At 46.3% G+C, this 15458-nt stretch carries 14 protein-coding genes; 4 read left to right on the forward strand and 10 right to left on the reverse strand.

The genetic code is table 11. The annotated features are described in order from the left end of the window. Positions 1-257 precede the first annotated feature (257 nt). From ACUVJL_RS27955 to ACUVJL_RS27980, 6 genes are all read right to left on the reverse strand, one after another. Entirely contained in the window at positions 258-1964 is a 1707-nt protein-coding gene (locus ACUVJL_RS27955) for a methyl-accepting chemotaxis protein (protein ID WP_445248825.1), read from the reverse strand. 15 nt (positions 1965-1979) lie between these two features. Further along, a complete protein-coding gene (locus tag ACUVJL_RS27960; protein WP_445248826.1) occupies positions 1980-3275 on the reverse strand; it encodes a CheR family methyltransferase in 1296 nt (431 codons plus the stop codon). A gap of 8 nt (positions 3276-3283) precedes the next feature. Next, entirely contained in the window at positions 3284-4882 is a 1599-nt protein-coding gene (locus ACUVJL_RS27965; RefSeq protein WP_445248827.1) for a methyl-accepting chemotaxis protein, read from the reverse strand. A gap of 30 nt (positions 4883-4912) precedes the next feature. Beyond that, positions 4913-5365, reverse strand: coding sequence for a chemotaxis protein CheW (locus ACUVJL_RS27970; protein WP_445248828.1), 453 nt, complete (start codon positions 5363-5365; stop codon positions 4913-4915). A 443-nt stretch (positions 5366-5808) separates the two neighbouring features. Next, positions 5809-6873 carry a hypothetical protein gene (locus ACUVJL_RS27975; protein WP_445248829.1) on the reverse strand — a complete coding sequence of 355 codons (1065 nt, stop codon included), beginning with the start codon at positions 6871-6873 and terminating at the stop codon, positions 5809-5811. A gap of 74 nt (positions 6874-6947) precedes the next feature. Next, on the reverse strand, positions 6948-7757 hold the full coding sequence (locus tag ACUVJL_RS27980; protein WP_445248830.1) for a hypothetical protein: 810 nt from the start codon (positions 7755-7757) through the stop codon (positions 6948-6950). Positions 7758-8627: 870 nt separating this feature from the next. Here ACUVJL_RS27980 and ACUVJL_RS27985 point away from each other — a divergent pair. Both ACUVJL_RS27985 and ACUVJL_RS27990 read left to right on the forward strand, forming a co-directional pair. Then, on the forward strand, positions 8628-8990 hold the full coding sequence (locus tag ACUVJL_RS27985; protein ID WP_445248831.1) for a hypothetical protein: 363 nt from the start codon (positions 8628-8630) through the stop codon (positions 8988-8990). A 348-nt stretch (positions 8991-9338) separates the two neighbouring features. Then, positions 9339-10361: a tetratricopeptide repeat protein gene (locus ACUVJL_RS27990; protein ID WP_445248832.1), complete on the forward strand. Its 1023-nt coding sequence runs from the start codon at positions 9339-9341 to the stop codon at positions 10359-10361. Positions 10362-10458: 97 nt separating this feature from the next. On the opposite strand, the gene ACUVJL_RS27995 is transcribed toward ACUVJL_RS27990, so the two are convergent. Further along, a complete protein-coding gene (locus ACUVJL_RS27995) occupies positions 10459-11205 on the reverse strand; it encodes a hypothetical protein (protein ID WP_445248833.1) in 747 nt (248 codons plus the stop codon). A 44-nt stretch (positions 11206-11249) separates the two neighbouring features. Between ACUVJL_RS27995 and ACUVJL_RS28000 the strand changes: the two genes are divergently transcribed. Next, a complete protein-coding gene (locus tag ACUVJL_RS28000; RefSeq protein ID WP_445248834.1) occupies positions 11250-11411 on the forward strand; it encodes a hypothetical protein in 162 nt (53 codons plus the stop codon). Positions 11412-11772: 361 nt separating this feature from the next. On the opposite strand, the gene ACUVJL_RS28005 is transcribed toward ACUVJL_RS28000, so the two are convergent. After that, complete coding sequence (locus tag ACUVJL_RS28005; RefSeq protein ID WP_445248835.1) at positions 11773-12495, reverse strand: pyridoxine 5'-phosphate synthase; 723 nt, start codon at positions 12493-12495, stop codon at positions 11773-11775. Positions 12496-12557: 62 nt separating this feature from the next. Next, entirely contained in the window at positions 12558-13343 is a 786-nt protein-coding gene (locus ACUVJL_RS28010) for a nucleotidyltransferase domain-containing protein (protein WP_445248836.1), read from the reverse strand. A gap of 456 nt (positions 13344-13799) precedes the next feature. Here ACUVJL_RS28010 and ACUVJL_RS28015 point away from each other — a divergent pair, with 456 nt between their 5' ends. Next, the gene (locus ACUVJL_RS28015) at positions 13800-14039 is read left to right on the forward strand and encodes a catalase (RefSeq protein WP_445248837.1); all 240 of its coding nucleotides are present in this window, start codon (positions 13800-13802) and stop codon (positions 14037-14039) included. Here the strand turns inward: ACUVJL_RS28015 and ACUVJL_RS28020 are convergent. Then, positions 13962-15458, reverse strand: a 1497-nt coding sequence (locus tag ACUVJL_RS28020; protein ID WP_445248838.1) for a HEAT repeat domain-containing protein, incomplete at its 5' end; no start/stop codon positions are given. The genes ACUVJL_RS28015 and ACUVJL_RS28020 overlap by 78 nt on opposite strands.

The following is a 15458-nucleotide window of genomic DNA, read 5'->3' on the forward strand; positions in this document are numbered from 1 at the left end:
CTTCTGATAAGATATCTGTCCATTCTTTGAGATACTCAGGTGGAGTATTTCGCTCTAGCAAGCTGCGTCCGGCAGCAGAGTAAACCTTGCAGTTGTGGCAGTGGATAACGGTCTTCAGTTCGCCACAGGTGCGATCGCCCATTACCCCAATCTGATTCCAGCAATCGTTCAGGGTTGACTGGTCAAATTCAGAATCGTCTGGTATGGATACCGTATTTAAATAACTTGCCATTGTTCAATTTCTTAATTTTCAACTTTTACGCCATCACTTTGAATCGAGCAATCTCTGTCTTTAAGCTATGGGCAGCTTCGTCAAGCTGTTCTAAGGCATAATTGGTTTCTCGCAACGAGCCTGCTGTCTGCTGAGAAGCTTGGCTCAGATGCTCCATCGCTTCACTAATTTGCTGCGCGCCCTGGGATTGTTCCTCTACGCTCTGACTTACCTGCTCAAAGCGTGGAGTCAATCCCTGTACCTGCTGAATGACTTGGGCAACTTGTTCGCTAATCTTGCTGACATCTTCGACGCTATCAACAACTGACTTCGTAAACTTATCCATCTCTATCACACCAATAGAAACTGCCGATTGCATCTCCTTAATCATTTGCTCAATTTCTAGAGTTGCAACAGCAGTCTGATCGGCTAACCGTCGAATTTCCCGCGCCACAACCGCAAAACCTGCGCCGTATTCTCCGGCTCTCTCGGCTTCCAGTGCTGCATTGAGCGAAAGTAAGTTGGTTTGATCTGCCACAACCGTGATAGTTGTCACCACTCTGCTGATATTGTTAGCTCGTTTGTCCATGATTTCCAGCTTGGAGGAAATTACCTGAGTAGCTTCTAGCAACTGGCGCATCACAGCATCGATGTGGTTCAGATTGTCTTGACTGTTGCCTGCTGCCACTGTTGTCTGTTCAGCCATTGCCGCAACGTGCTCCATTGTTTTCACCAATTGCCTTGATGTCGCGGCAATTTGATGAGCCGTTGCATTCACTTCATTCGTTGAAGCAACCTGTTCTGAAACCGTTGCTTCCAGGTTTCTTCCAGACGCCGTAATTTGGTCGGCAGAACTGGTGATTTGATTACCTGACTTTTGAATGCGGTTGACTAGGGCATTCAGGTCTTTGTTCATGGTGTAAAAGGCATTCTGCAATTGACCAACTTCATCTTCCTGGTCAGCGAGGGAAATTTGGCTGGTTAAGTCTCCGGCTGAAATCTTTTGGGCAATGTCAACGACTCCTGCTATTTTGGCTCCTAGAGGTTTGGCGATCGTATTGCTAAAGAAAATGCCAAATAAGATGGCAGTTCCCGGACCGATCATGATTGCCACAAATGCCCAAAATCCGACTTGAGAAACATCTTTCGCCGATACACGTTCTGTTTCCGCTGTCAAATCCTGATTCATTTTCAACACCTCCAAAAGTTTATTGGTGGCGTCTGTGAAGGGTTGACGGTTTACCTGAACTTGCTTCTCAAGCTCTTTGTAGGCAGCGATCGCCGCACCAGCATTCCCCGCTGAATTTTCAAATAGATTGAAAACTCCCAGTCTCTCGAACTGAAGATTACGCCTCAAAAATTCCTCATGGGCTTTCTTCCACGCATCCCACTTGTCCACAAAGTCTTTATATGCCTTCTGTTCAGCGTCCGACTTAGGAGTTGCTTCGTACTGCTGAAACCCCTCCTGAATTTGCTTCCAGGCGTTATCCATGCGATCGATTTCTGCCTGTCGCATATTCTTACTTAGATTGATATCCAGCAAGCCCCGTTCTGACGACTCAATCTGGGTTTGTCCTTCGTTGATTTTCCACAAACCGGAGATGCTAGGCACACTATTGTTGGCTAGGGTGTCGATGTGCTTACTCAAGCGAGAACTGCCACTTAGACCCACCAACGCCACAATCAGCACCAAAAGCCCCATGAACATGAACGCGAAGATGAGGCGTGCCTGCATGGATAGATTTTTGAACATATCAGGTTTCCCCTTCTAAGCTTCTGTTTTGAGACTGTGCTGCAAGCGCTGAATTCGCTGCTGAATGATTTTTGCCCCTACTGTATCGCCTTGATTTTCCTTCAATAAGGCGAGGTGAACTAACGCTTCATAAGAGGTTGGCTCCAAGTATATAGCACGTTGAAAACATCGCTCTGCTTGGGCATTCTGCTGGTGGGCCTGATACAGCTCTCCCAAGAGAGTGTAGGCAGCCGCACTCGTTGGGTGATGAACAAGATACGAGTTACAAAGGGTGAGTGCTTCTGCATCTCGCCCGTCATCCGCTAACTTTTTCACTGTTTGTAAATCAAGAGACGATGTGGGTTCAGGGCTTAAATCCTTTGAACTTGCAGATAAATCAGATTCTTTGATTTGCTGAGTGTCTGGCGCAGAGTAATTTTTCACCCCTAAAGATTGCTTGGCAATGGTTTGAGGAGTTATTAGTTGAGATGGCACTTGTGTCAGTTGAGTAATATTGAGGGGTGCCCGTTGGGTCAGCGAGGGTTTCGACTTTCGATAAGCAAATGTGAAAGGCTGACGGACAGAGGTGTACTGGTCTGCGACAATTTTTCCAGTGTCAGAGGCTCCAACAAACAGTAACCCTCCTGGTATGAGTAGGCGATCGATCGCTGCTAATACCTGTGAGCAAACTTCTGATTTTAGGTATATCAACAAGTTGCGGCAGAAGATGATGTCGTATTGCTTTTGAATGAGTGTAAGGGAGGTCATCACATTCCCCTGCTGAAAATTGACGAGTCCCCTAACGGGCTGGCATAGTTCGTAGCCGTCCGCCGTTTGCTGAAAGTAGCGCTCTCGCCCTGTCCAAGCATCGCCGCGAAAGGAGTTTTTGGTGTAGACTCCGTGCTTTGCCTTTGCCAGAGATCGATGACTAATGTCGATCGCATCGATCGCGAACTGTTTCGGAAGCAGACCCGCTTCTAGTAGGGCGATCGCCAGTGAATAAGGTTCTTCGCCAGTCGAGCATGGAACACTCAGCAGTTGGAGCGGATTGCGGTTTGGCGACCGCAGCCATTCCGAGGTGACGTAGGTTTTCAGGTAATCAAACGGTTTGCCATCCCGGAAAAACCAGGTTTCCGGCACGATCAGTAGTTCGATCAGCTCCTGTAATTCTGAAGCGGAGGTTTTTAAGCGTGCCCAATAGCTCTCCAGGTCAGGCAATTTACAGCCGACTCGACGATTTTCGGCTGCTCTGGCAATCCAGTTAGAGCCAATTGAATCGGGGTCTAAGCCTATAGTTTGGCTCAGTAATGTCGCGATCGCAGATAGTACCATTTTTAAGCCTAAGCGGTTTTGAATCGAGCAATTTCCGATCGTAATCCATGTGCCGCCCCATCAAGCTGCCCTAAAGCACTGTTCGTCTCCCGTAAAGCGTCCACCGTCTGCTGAGATGCTTGAGTCAAATACCCCATCGCTTCACTAATCTGTTGTGATCCCATCGATTGCTCCTCAATGCTCTGGCTCACCTGCTCAAAGCGTGGCGTTAATCCTTGCACCTGCTGGATTACCTGAGCAATCTGATCGCTAATCTTGCTGACATCGGCAACGCTATCAACAACAGATTTATTAAACTTATCCATTTCCATTACGCCAGTAGAAACTGCCGACTGCATCTCTTTGATCATCTGGGCAATTTCCAGAGTGGCGACGGCGGTTTGGTCAGCCAATCGGCGGATCTCCCGTGCTACAACCGCGAAACCCGCCCCGTATTCTCCAGCTTTTTCTGCCTCGATTGCCGCATTTAGCGACAGCAGGTTGGTCTGATCGGCAACCTTATTAATGGTCGTCACAACACTGTTAATGTTGTTTGCCTTTTCATTCATCACCCCAAGTTTGGTCGCAATCGAGGTGGTAGCAGCCGAAAGTTGGCGCATCACCGTTTCCATCCGGTTCAGGTCATTTTGACTGGTACCAGCAGCCATTGCTGTAGACTGCGCCATCAGCGCAACCTGCTCCATCACCTTGACTAGCTCTCTAGAAGTGGCGGCAATCTGCTGCGAGGTTGCACTCACTTCATTGGTTGAAGCTAGTTGTTCTGTAACAGTGGCTTCTAACTCTTTACCGGCTGCTGCAATCTGAGTTGCGGAAGTGCCGATCTGCACTCCAGACTTTTGCATCTGGAGAATTAGCGAGTTCAGATTTTTGGACATATTGTGAAACGCGGTCATTAATTGCCCAATTTCGCTACCATCTGGATTCGACTCAATTGTTTGTTGTAAATTTCCATCAGCAATCTGCTCTGCTGCTTGCACCACTCTTGGAAGCTGTCGTCGAATGGGCAAAGCAACCCACAAGCCAATCGCTACGGTTGCCAGCAGCGTCAACAGTGTTCCCAGAATAATCACTAAGGTCTCAAAATTCTTGGCTTGCTCGCCCTCTTGTAGATTCTGATTGAGTCGATCCCCAAGGATTGTGGCGGCTTGAGTGCGTAATTCTTCAAGTTTGCCAAGCCGAGGCTTTGAAAGTTCCTGTTTTGCCTCGTCCAGTTTATTAGCATCAACGAGAGGATAAACACCCGCCGCAACGCGATCGTCCTCTTCACCAAGCTGAATCATCTCGTTAATCACCGTGCGAGCCTGCGAATCACTAACGTTTGCTAAATTTTGCTTCTTCTGAAGCATGGCTTTTCGAGCTTCATCGTAAGTCTTTCGGTAAGACTGGTCTTTAGGATAGAGCGCATACCCTCGAGTAGTACCAATGATTTTAGCGACATGGTAAGCAAACTCATTCGTATTTTCATAAGCGTCAGAAAGCCGCCTTGAGTCTTCTTGCACTTTGATTAAGTGGGCAGTGCTTGAATACAGGATTATTCCCAGCACAATCAGGAAAATAATTGGAAGCGAGAAGCCCAGTATTAGACGGTTAATAATTTTGTTCAACATATTCTCCATTAACACTCATTTTGATTAAGTTTATTCACCCATCAGCAAGTAATTATGTCGCTCATCGCTGAAAAGTCGCTCAAGCTGGACACATTGAATAATCCGTTTTTCATCGACAATCGTACCGCTTAAGTAGGGTGCTTCCTCAACCCGAATGCTGGAATCCCTAATATCTTTGTTTGATATACTTAGGGTCTCCGTCACCCGCTCTGCCATCAACCCTACATATTGTAGCGATTCGTTTGGGCGGGGATATTTGACGATCATGATGCGGGTACTGAGGTGCGATCGACTCGGTGTACCTTGGATCAAATGGCACAGGTCGATCACTGGCAAAACAACTCCCCGGTAGTTAAATAAACCAGCCACGTATTCTGGTACGTGCTGCACCTTTCTGAGACTGACTCGTGGAATTACCTCAACAATGTACGAACTGTCGATCGCGTAGAGGTCTTTCCCAGCATAGAAGAGGAGAATTAGCACTTGTAATGATAAGTTTTTATTAGGATGACTGAAGATTTTTAGACTAAAAACTGGTTCAAGGTTAGCACAGGATTGCCAAAGGATCAAAAACTAAATTATTCCTAATCTTTTCAGTATTTACGTTTATATCTAACCCACGATCGCCGCCTAAGAAATGACAACAATATTAAGAACAAAGAATGAGCCAGCAACTGCAAACAAAGTACCCACAAAAATGCCTATTCGATCGCTAAAATCTTCATACAACAGCAGCAGTGCCATTATTGAGAGTGCAACAGCCGCATAAACTCCAATCGCAAGTTTAAAGAAGCTAACTTTACTCTGGCGGTTGATTGTAACTGAAATAACTAAGCGCGATCGGTAATCCAGTTGTAATCTTGTTAATTAACCTCCGATCTTACCACCTAACGATTCATTCTTGCAGAAAATTTATTAATTGCCGATCAACCTATGATCGCCGCATAGGAGATGACGATCGCGTTCAGAACGATAAACGAAATTGTAAAGACGCGAAACAAAAGATGGTCTACCCACATTGCCTGCTTTGCTTGCCCTCCTTCTGTTGTTAATCGGGAAAAAACGGTGGCAAGAGCGCTTGCAAAGACATAGACGATCGCGACAATATGAATTTGATCGACCAGCGTCAGGCTCTCCGTGCGCCCCAAAACCGACTCTGATGCCCGCATATTGACCAATGCCGAAAACAAACAACCCACCAGTAAACTCGTCCGGGCACTAACCAAACTAGGCTGTCCAGTTTCATAGAAGAAAGATAGCATCGCCACAGCGAAAGCGACGTACACCCCGGTAGTCAGCTTAAAAAAGCTTGCATATTTGACCCGCTGGATTGGGATCGAAACAGTCAGACGAGAGTAGACCCCTTTTGTAGCAACTAGCTCTGGGTCGCCAAAAGTTGTCTGGTAAGCAATGTTTTCCTCTTGGATAGTGAAATTCGTAATCTTCCATCCTCCTAGCTTCAGATCGCGCTGGTAACCAGAGTTCTTAAAATCAGGTGTATAAACAAATCCGGAGGCATCTTGAACGGCTTCTTCTAAATAAATTTTTAGGGTATGGCGGTCGAACGGATAGTTCTGGACATCCCAGCTATGATACAAAACAGCGCTAATCTCACGCTGAGACCAGTAGACATTTCTTTTTGTAGAAAATGAGCCAGAGCGGTTTTCCTTTTGGAGTGTACTGTTGCTGATAGTCTCAGACTCTAAAGAGTCAATAATCTCCATACTCTCCAGAGGGTTTAGATCTTGGGAAGGGCAGACACTCCATACCCAAAAGTTAGCTGTAAATGATTTGTCTGCAAACTTAAAACCCCGTAAAGACGTAATGTAAATCCCCACCTGACAAGTTTGAGGAGATTTAACAGGTGCTGCTAAAACGGCTGGAATTTGTATAAGTAGCCATGCGCTGATACCCAGGAACAAAATAGCGACAAATTTACAAGTCTTTGAGCGCACAACCATGACCCCACTTAAGAGTAAGCTGCAATACATAGTAGCAATCTCAAGGCTGCAATCAATGTGTTTAGTGACACCCCGAATTGTAGATAAAAGTAAATGGCTCAGTATCACCCCACAATGATAGCATAGGCGATCGCAATTACATTAAACACGACAAACGAGAGGGTGAATAGCCTAAAGAAAACGCGACGATCGAGCTCCATTGCCAGCTTTTTTTTACCACTTTCAGAAGTGAGTCGAGAGTAGACCGACACAACGCCAGTACCAAAAACATAGAGAATGGTGACAATGTGAATCTGATCTACTAGGGTTAAGTCCTCAGTGCGCCCCAAGACGGATTCCTGTATCCGCATATTCAGTAACACCGCAAACAATGCGCCGATATAGATTGCCCTTCTAGGACTTGCTAGACTTGTCTGATCGGAGTCATAGAAGAAAGACAGCATGGCAACTGCGAAGGCAATGTAAACCCCAATCGTGAGCTTTAAAAAACTGAATAATTTAACCCGTTTAATGTCAATTGAGATTACCAATCGAGAGTAGCTGTCCTGTGGTACAACCAGCTCTGGATTACCAAAAGTTGAGGCATAAAAAACTTTTTGTTCTGCAATTTTGAATCTGGTAATTTTCCATCCGTCTAAAGCCATCTTTGTTTGATACCCAGAGTTATCAAAATCGGGAGTATAAACGAACTGCGATGAATTTTTGCCGGTTTCCTCAAGCGCGATCGTTAAGGTGTGGCGATCGAAGGGAAAATTGCTAACGTTCCAGCTTTGATAGAGAGTTGCCCGGAGCTTACGCCCTGACCAGTAAACGTCCTCGTTGGGATAAAACCACTTAGGCAGATCCTTACGCTTAAAAGTGCTGTCATAAGATGCTTTGAAGTGTTTAAAGTCTTCAACATTCAGAACCTTCATACTTTTCAGAGGCTGCAACTCCTTAGAGGGACAGACACTCCACAAGTAGAAATTTGAACTAAATCTTTTCTCCGGTAAATTTAAGTCATGCAGAGATGCAACATAAACCCCAACCCTACAAGTTTGAGGCGATGTAACCGTCTCCGCTAAAACCTCAGACGCTTCAACAAATGACCACACAATAATAATCAGGACTAGACTAATAAACAGCCTACAAATGGTTAGCAGCAGAGACGAAAGTCTTACAAGCATAAAGTGATTTGAGAGGAACCCAGAAGGCGTGCAAATTCAACCTATACTTTAGCAACAAGGCTAAAATATCAATTCAGTAGCGGGCAACTAAGAATCGGTTCTGGGCAACTTCAACCCAAACGTGTGGATGACATAAATCAGGCGATCGCTGGAAAGGTCGGTATTCAAAAAGCGAACTACCCCTTTGTGTGTTTCTCTTCCAGCAGATGAACGGGCGCAGCGGGTGCTTGAAGCTCTAACCAACATCAATGTTGAACGTCAGGGGCTTTTTGAGTCTGTTCGGCTCGTTGAACCCAGAATCTAAGTCGCAGAGAGCGCTGAGAGTCTCAAGTACCACCTTCAGAAATCCTTTACTCTATCAACCTTTCTCTGGGCCTCGGCGGGCAAAAATGCGCTCCTTCGCTGCTGCCAGTACCTCTTCTAGCGCTTCGTGGAGCGAATCGAGAAAAAAAATATTTTTGTATCTGCCTTTAGATACATTTTTTATCTTTCTTTGGGTATACTTTGTTAAAAGGAGTTGCGGTAGAGCCTGCGTCAGCTACGCTAGGGCAGAGGCTGCTAGGGGCTACTGTTTTTACTCTGATTAGTGCTTTAAAAATATAAAAGCCAGTGCTAAGCATGAATCATTTAGAACTCGAACAAGAAATTGGGAAAATGGCTATAGCGATGATGAGTCGCAATAGCTTAATTGGTAAAGATTTGATTGCGGATCTCAGAGGGCGGCTGTCTGTTGACAGTGTAGCTGCTTTGATGATTGTCAGTATGGAGCGTTTGATTTGGTCTGACTGCGAGTCCGTGATCTGGAGTTTGAGTTATTTGATTCCTGCTGACGTGATGGAGGAAATTCGCCGGATTACTGCGCTGATTGTTTGCCAGCGGTTGATGGGCAAGGGTTTTGTGCTGGGGAAGGATTTTAGTATTGATGCTGGAGGCAGCCTGCTGTTGAGTGAGAATGCTAAAACAGCGGTTGTGGTTGCTTGAATTGGGCAAGCAGAAGTTGGAGCCATCGCACTATGAGATTTGCAGTTGGACTTTGGGCGCCCTAGCACTCTTTGTGTAACTGCAAACCTAATTCGGGATGCGGTAATAGTTGGGTGATTCACGCCCAGAAGAGATTCCTAGCAGCTCCCAATAGCGATGAGTGCGGTTACCTAAAAACTATTTTTCCAGGGTAAAATAGTTTGTTTCGCTAGACAATGGTTGAGTTTGTTAATGGTGGTTTGTACGGGCGATCGCCCTGTATCAAATTTTTCAGAGTTTTAGTGGAATTACAGTTTTACTCGGCTATAATTTCAGGTAGAATCATCCCTAAGATAGATACAAAATATTATGAACTTAATTCAAAACTTGGAAGCGGCTTGGTATTACCACCTGGGTTCGCGCCACCTCGAAGCTAACGACGATCATGCAGCTCTGGCGAACTTTAACAAAGCTGTAAATTTACAACCCGATCATTATAAGGCTTGGTTCGGGCGAGGCATGGCTTTGGGGAACTTAGAACGGCACTTAGAGGCGTTGAAGAGTTTTGATCAGGCCTTGGCGGTGCAGCCGAATGCGAGCTTTGGCTGGCACAACCGGGCTATTGCTTTAGGAAAGTTGGGTCAGCGCTTGGAGGCTCTCAACAGTTTTGACAGGGCTTTGGAGTTCAACCCCTGCGCGGCGAGTATTTGGCACAACCGGGGACTGACGCTGATCGATATGGGGCTTTACGATAAGGCGGTTCAGAGTTTCGATCGCTCTTTAAATTTGCACCCGGAGGCTGCTTGGGCGTGGTACAACCGAGGTAATGCTCTGTTGGAACTCAAGCTTTACTATCTGGCACTCAACAGTTTTGACAGGGCGATCGAGTTTAACCCAGACGACTCGAAGGCTTGGTACAATCGCGGTATAGCTGCCAACTCAATGGGGCTTTACAAACAAGCAGTGGCTAGTTTTACTCGATCGCTCGCTCTGAAACCGGGCAGAGCCGAAGCTGTGGGCGAACGCAGAGTTGCTTTGGGCAAATTAGTAGGTTTAAATAACAGAAATGCCAAGTTCACTCCCACATCTGAGTGTCCGTTGGAAGATTATTTGATTTGGTACAACCGGGGTGTGGAATTGGCGCGAAAAGGCTGCTACTCCGAGGCGATTGCTTGCTACGAAATAGTCTTAGAAATAAATCCTGATTTTGCTAATGCTTTTTACAATAAAGCTTGCTGTTATGCGCTACTGGGATTTGCTGATTTGGCCCTGGACAATTTGCAGCGGGCTGTGGAGTTGATCCCTACTTTATACCGAGAACTAGCTTTAGCTGACCCGGATTTAAGCTGCATTTGGAAACAAGAACGTTTTGAAGCGCTGATCCAAGGTTGATTTTAAGCAAAAAACAGCTCGCCCGATCGGGCGAGCTGTTGTAATTCGGCGGCGCTAATTCGATCGCGCGACAGTATTTTTGCCATCTTTAATTTAGCTATCGCACTGAAACTGTGATCGAGGGCTTGATCGGTCTGTTGGCAACTACGATCACCCGGTAGATTCCAGACTCGGGGAGTTGAGCAAAAGTTTGACCTTCGCCTTGATCCAGGAGTTCTCCCGACGGAGATTCGATCGCCAGATCTAGATTTTTGTTGCTAGCAGTTACCATGATTGTCTGTCCCTGCTTACCTGGAACCGTGATGGGCTGGATTTGGTAGCCGGACATTTTGAGTTTGATTGTGGCTTCTTTTTCCCTGAATGCTATAGGAATTGCGCGATCTGGCCTATAAGTCCACTTGGCGTTAAAGTCGCGTCCGAGTACAAAGCTGCTGGTTTCACCTTTCGGGGTAACTCGCACGCGGTAGATGCCGGACTCTGGCAACTGGCCGATCCACTGATTGTCTGTTTTTTCAATAACCCCCATATTTTCACCCTTGGGACTGTACAGTTCGGCTGTCAGTTGTCCCGCCCACAGCGAGAGAGTGAGTTCCCGCCCTTTGACGCCTTCAAAAATATAGGTGGTGGGTTGGTTGATGGTTTCTCGAATTTCCGAGCTTGACATTCGCTTGATCGGTTCGAGGTTAGGAACTGATTCAGAAGTAGCAGGTTTGTTAAAGGTTTCTGTAATTTCCGAGGCAGCCATCCGCTCGCTCGGTGCAATTTTTGGGGCTACAGGGCTGGCAAATACGGATTTTACCGTCATCATGAGTAGCATTCCAGTCAGTAAAATTAATTTTTTCATGTCGCACTTCCGATTGGTAATGAGTTGTATATGGTTACTTGTGTTTGCCTGTTTTCACCGGATCTCATCTGGCGATCGGCTATAGCAGTATGGAGGATACAGCTAAATATCCCGTACTTGCACAAAAGCTGCTGGTAGCCAATTGGCAGTGCGGGAGCTCTCGTAGTAGCCTGCGTTTGTCGGGACATTTCAATGATACTGCTTAGGCATAATATCATCCGAGAATATTACTAATTTGCTCGAGGAAAATTCAAGCTTTCTCCGAGGATATTACTAAAAAATGCCCACACCCAAAAAACGCGGTGTCAAGGCTCTGGGAGTAGCGTTGCTACTAGAAAACGGCTAGCACCAGCAAGGGGTGACGGCCCCTACTGTTACTTAGGTTTGGACGATCGCCTAATTATGTAGGGGCATACACACCGCACCTTACCATATTCGTAGCGTGTCAAACCACTTTTTGCGTAAGTTTTGATCTTGTAGGGTTTGTCGGGACGGATGCGAGTTAGTATCTCTGATATAAACGAGTTTACCAGTGCCAAACCCGCCCGACCACACGGTTGATTTGTACTACGAACCTGACAGGATTTTGAGGTAAGCTTGTACTGTGTTGAACAAGCCCATTTCTAGCGCTTCCGCAATTAAAGCATGACCGATTGATACTTCTAGTATATCAGGAATCGAGCAAAATTTAGCTAGGTTTTGCAAATTTAGATCGTGTCCGGCATTGACTCCCAAACCTGCTGATTGAGCCGCTTTAGCTGCCAACACATATTGTTGAAAAATAAATTCTACTTTACCTTCGCGAAAAGCAGTTGCGTAGGGTTCCGTGTACAGTTCTACTCTGTCTGCTCCAACTTCTTTTGCTAGTGGCATGAGAGCTGCATCTGCGTCCATAAACAGACTGACTCTGATGCCGTTGTCTTTTAATTTTTGAATAATTGGTAAGAGCCGATCGCGATTTTTGGGAATATTCCAACCGCTATCGGATGTTAGCACGTCGGGAGCGTCCGGCACCAAGGTGCACTGAGCCGGTTTTACATCGCAAACTATATCCATAAATGGCGGCTGAAACGGATTTCCTTCGATGTTGAACTCGACGGTTAGCATTTTTGCTAATTCGTAAACATCGGCAGCTTTGATGTGCCTTTCGTCGGGGCGGGGATGGACTGTAACGCCGTGGGCTCCGGCGGCAATTACTGTTTTTGCAGCTTCGGTAACGCTGGGTATACCGATGTTTCGAGAGTTTCGGAGGAGGGCGATTCTGTTGATGTTAACGCTGAGTTTAGTCATGGGATGTTAATCTTTAAGGTTGATGCTACTATATTAATCGCTTTCGGTACGAAACATTGAGCCTATTGCGGTACTTTTAGGGTATTCTCAGAGTAAAAGTTAGCTTCTGCAAGCGGTAAAGTTTCTGCAAAAAAAGCCTCAGCTATTTGCTGTTTTGCAGCCAAATCTTCAAGGTTGGCAATGCAGAAAAGCGGTGCGACGCGCTCGACTATTGCGGGCGGAAAGTCTCGGCTAAAATATTTGAGTTCAAAGTCGTATCTGTGGGGACGGTAAATCATTCCCAGCAGTTCGACTAATGGTAGAAGCGTCCAATCGTGATAGTTGCCGATCGCATCTACTAAATGTCCGCGATAAATCTCTTTTTTTACCAGAGGTTGCAGCAAATCGAAACGGATTTTAATTTCGTTGAATCTGGCTAGCATTTGGGAAAAATGCTTGTTTGTATCCAAATGAGGAGGTACAATTAGATTAGCTTTATCAAAGGCGATTGGCACTTTACCGTGTCTCTCTATTTCCAGAAAATCGTTGCGGCTGCTGCGCCGGAAAACAGCAAAATCAATTAGCAAAAACGGCGGGGTTTCTTTGAGCCGCCAGAAGCACTGCGACTGACCGTGCCAAGCGGGTTCTGGAACTCGATACTTGAGTTCGATTTCGCCAATTTCTGCGATGGCTTTTTCAACAATATCAAAGGTTTGTTGCACGCAGTTATCTTCAACCACAACGGCAATATCGAGGTCTGACCACTCGTCGGTGTATCCGTGGGCTGCTGAACCTCCTTGCCACAAACCGAGAACAAAATCTAAAGGTTGTAAGGTTGAAACAATCTTTTCGAGGATGATTTCTCTCATGGAATCAAGCTATACTGTTTGTTTGGATTGTAGCGCCACTTCTGTAAAAGCCGTTTAAAGCAAAGCGCAATTGAAGAACTATTTAAAAGTCATAATTCAGGAGTCATATTAAGTAATTATAATTCAGGAATTATAATTACTACTAAATTTTTTGTTCTCCGGGAAAATTCAGCATAAATTCTGAATCCTGACCCCTGAATTCTTTATTGATAAAATCCGCAGCACAAGGGGCGAGCAGCAATAACTGCTATGCGTTGTGTCCCTCAAATAGGAATGATACATATAGCAATCTTAAATGAGTTGTAAATCTTTTACCCCACCCCAACCCTCCCCTTACTAAGGGGAGGGAGTAAGAAGTTCACAAATGATTTAGGATTGCTATAGGATTTACTGTCTGTTTTCTAGTTTAGCAATTTTGCAGCGGTCATCTCGAATTTATTGATAATTGTTTAAGCTGTGGGTATCAATAACAGTTTGGATCTGGCACCAACTAAAATCATTCCTGAAGAACTTGTTCCAGTTGGGGCGATCGGCAAAATGCTGCCCAATCGCACTCCCGACAACTGCTTTGCTGAAGCAGAAGAGCGTGCAACTTTAACCCTAACAATGGTGTTGAGCTTAAAGAAGATTCCGGTTGCGGATGCTCTCGATCGCGTTGCGAGCCGCATAACCTATGTTTGGGTCTTGATCGTATAGTACAGAAGTGAGCGGTGCGATCGCCCGTGCATCCCCACACTTGTTCAAAGCTTCAACAGCATTCCGCCGCACGTTTTTATTCTGATCCTTGAGGGCCTCAAACAGGGGCAGTAAGGCAGGCTCGCCCAGCTTGACCAAAGACTCAAGGGCAGCATCATTGCCGTAATCTCTATCCTGGAAGGTTTCGATTAGCGGCCCGACAGCCCGTGCATCCCCAAGATTGCCCAAAGCCGTAGCAGCACTTTCGTCTATTCGCGAACCTTTATGTTTAAGCAGCGGAATGAGCGGCTCGACTGCACTGAGATCGCCCAGATTACCTAAAGCCTCCACGGCGTAAAAACGTACCAGGGAACTACTATCAGAGAGGGCATCAAGCAACGGTAAAAGCGATCGGCGATCGCCAAGCTTTCCCAAAGCTTGAGCCGCCGCCCTTCGCACCCCTTCATCCTCATCTTTAAGCCTTTCAATCAGCGGTTCCACCGCCCGTAAATCACCCAACTCCTCTAGAGCCTCTGCGGCTGCTTCACGGGTAATGTGCCAAGGCTGTTTCAGAGCTTCGATCAGTGGCTCTACGGCTCGCGCGTCCCCAATTTTTGCCAAAGCCCTAACTGCCTGCTGAGGCTCGTGAAAAGACCCCTCCTTAAGCAATTGGATCAGCGGTTCGACGGCACGGGCATCACCTAACTCACCCAAAGCATGAGTAACAGCATCGTAGACATGGATATCTGAATCCCCAAGAGCATTGATAAACGGTACAACTATCCGCTCATCGCCCATACGGCTTAAAGCCCTGGCAACCTCGGAACGCGCGTAGCTATCTTGCTCATTTTTAAAAGCGTCGATTAGTGGTTCGATCGCCCGCTTGTCACCAATCCGATCTAAAGACATCGCAGCAAACCGACGCACAGACAAGTCAGAGTCATTTAGCAGTGCCGATATCAGCGGTTCAACTGCCCGCGCGTCCCCCACCTCACCCAACATAGAGGCAGTTTCCTGACGCACTTTGCAATCACTATCTTTAAGCAACTCGACTATCTGTTCAACATCTTGGTTGCCCTCAAACTTGCCCAAAGCAGAGATAGCTTGCTCGCGTACCTGGCTATTTTCATCTTTGAGCATATCGGTGAGCGGTTTAATAGCCCGATCATCCCGCAGCCTACCTAAGGCTCTGATGGCAGCTTCGCGCACTTGCCAATTAGAATTTCCAAGCTGAAGCATCAGAGGTTCAACCGCTTTTTTGTTGTCAATCCAGCGCAAAGACTCGATCGCACTCAAACGCACTTTGTCATCTCCGTCATCGAGCGCTTTTATCAGCGCTGGAACTGCGCGTTCATCCCCAATGTTGCCCAAAGCCTCAATCGCACTTTGTCGCACAAAACTATCTTCATCCTTAAGTGCATTAATCAATCGCAATTGCGA

This window comes from Microcoleus sp. OTE_8_concoct_300 (assembly GCF_031383065.1).
Lineage (GTDB): Bacteria > Cyanobacteriota > Cyanobacteriia > Cyanobacteriales > Microcoleaceae > Microcoleus.

Bases quoted from the DNA above. Each gene is read 5' to 3' on its own strand.
- ACUVJL_RS27985 (WP_445248831.1), top strand. From the start codon at position 8,628: ATGAATCATTTAGAACTCGAACAAGAAATTGGGAAAATGGCTATAGCG.
- ACUVJL_RS27960 (WP_445248826.1), bottom strand. From the start codon at position 3,275: ATGGTACTATCTGCGATCGCGACATTACTGAGCCAAACTATAGGCTTA.
- ACUVJL_RS27990 (WP_445248832.1), top strand. From the start codon at position 9,339: ATGAACTTAATTCAAAACTTGGAAGCGGCTTGGTATTACCACCTGGGT.
- ACUVJL_RS27955 (WP_445248825.1), bottom strand. From the start codon at position 1,964: ATGTTCAAAAATCTATCCATGCAGGCACGCCTCATCTTCGCGTTCATG.
- ACUVJL_RS28005 (WP_445248835.1), bottom strand. From the start codon at position 12,495: ATGACTAAACTCAGCGTTAACATCAACAGAATCGCCCTCCTCCGAAAC.
- ACUVJL_RS27965 (WP_445248827.1), bottom strand. From the start codon at position 4,882: ATGTTGAACAAAATTATTAACCGTCTAATACTGGGCTTCTCGCTTCCA.
- ACUVJL_RS27975 (WP_445248829.1), bottom strand. From the start codon at position 6,873: ATGTATTGCAGCTTACTCTTAAGTGGGGTCATGGTTGTGCGCTCAAAG.
- ACUVJL_RS27995 (WP_445248833.1), bottom strand. From the start codon at position 11,205: ATGAAAAAATTAATTTTACTGACTGGAATGCTACTCATGATGACGGTA.
- ACUVJL_RS27980 (WP_445248830.1), bottom strand. From the start codon at position 7,757: ATGAAGGTTCTGAATGTTGAAGACTTTAAACACTTCAAAGCATCTTAT.
- ACUVJL_RS28010 (WP_445248836.1), bottom strand. From the start codon at position 13,343: ATGAGAGAAATCATCCTCGAAAAGATTGTTTCAACCTTACAACCTTTA.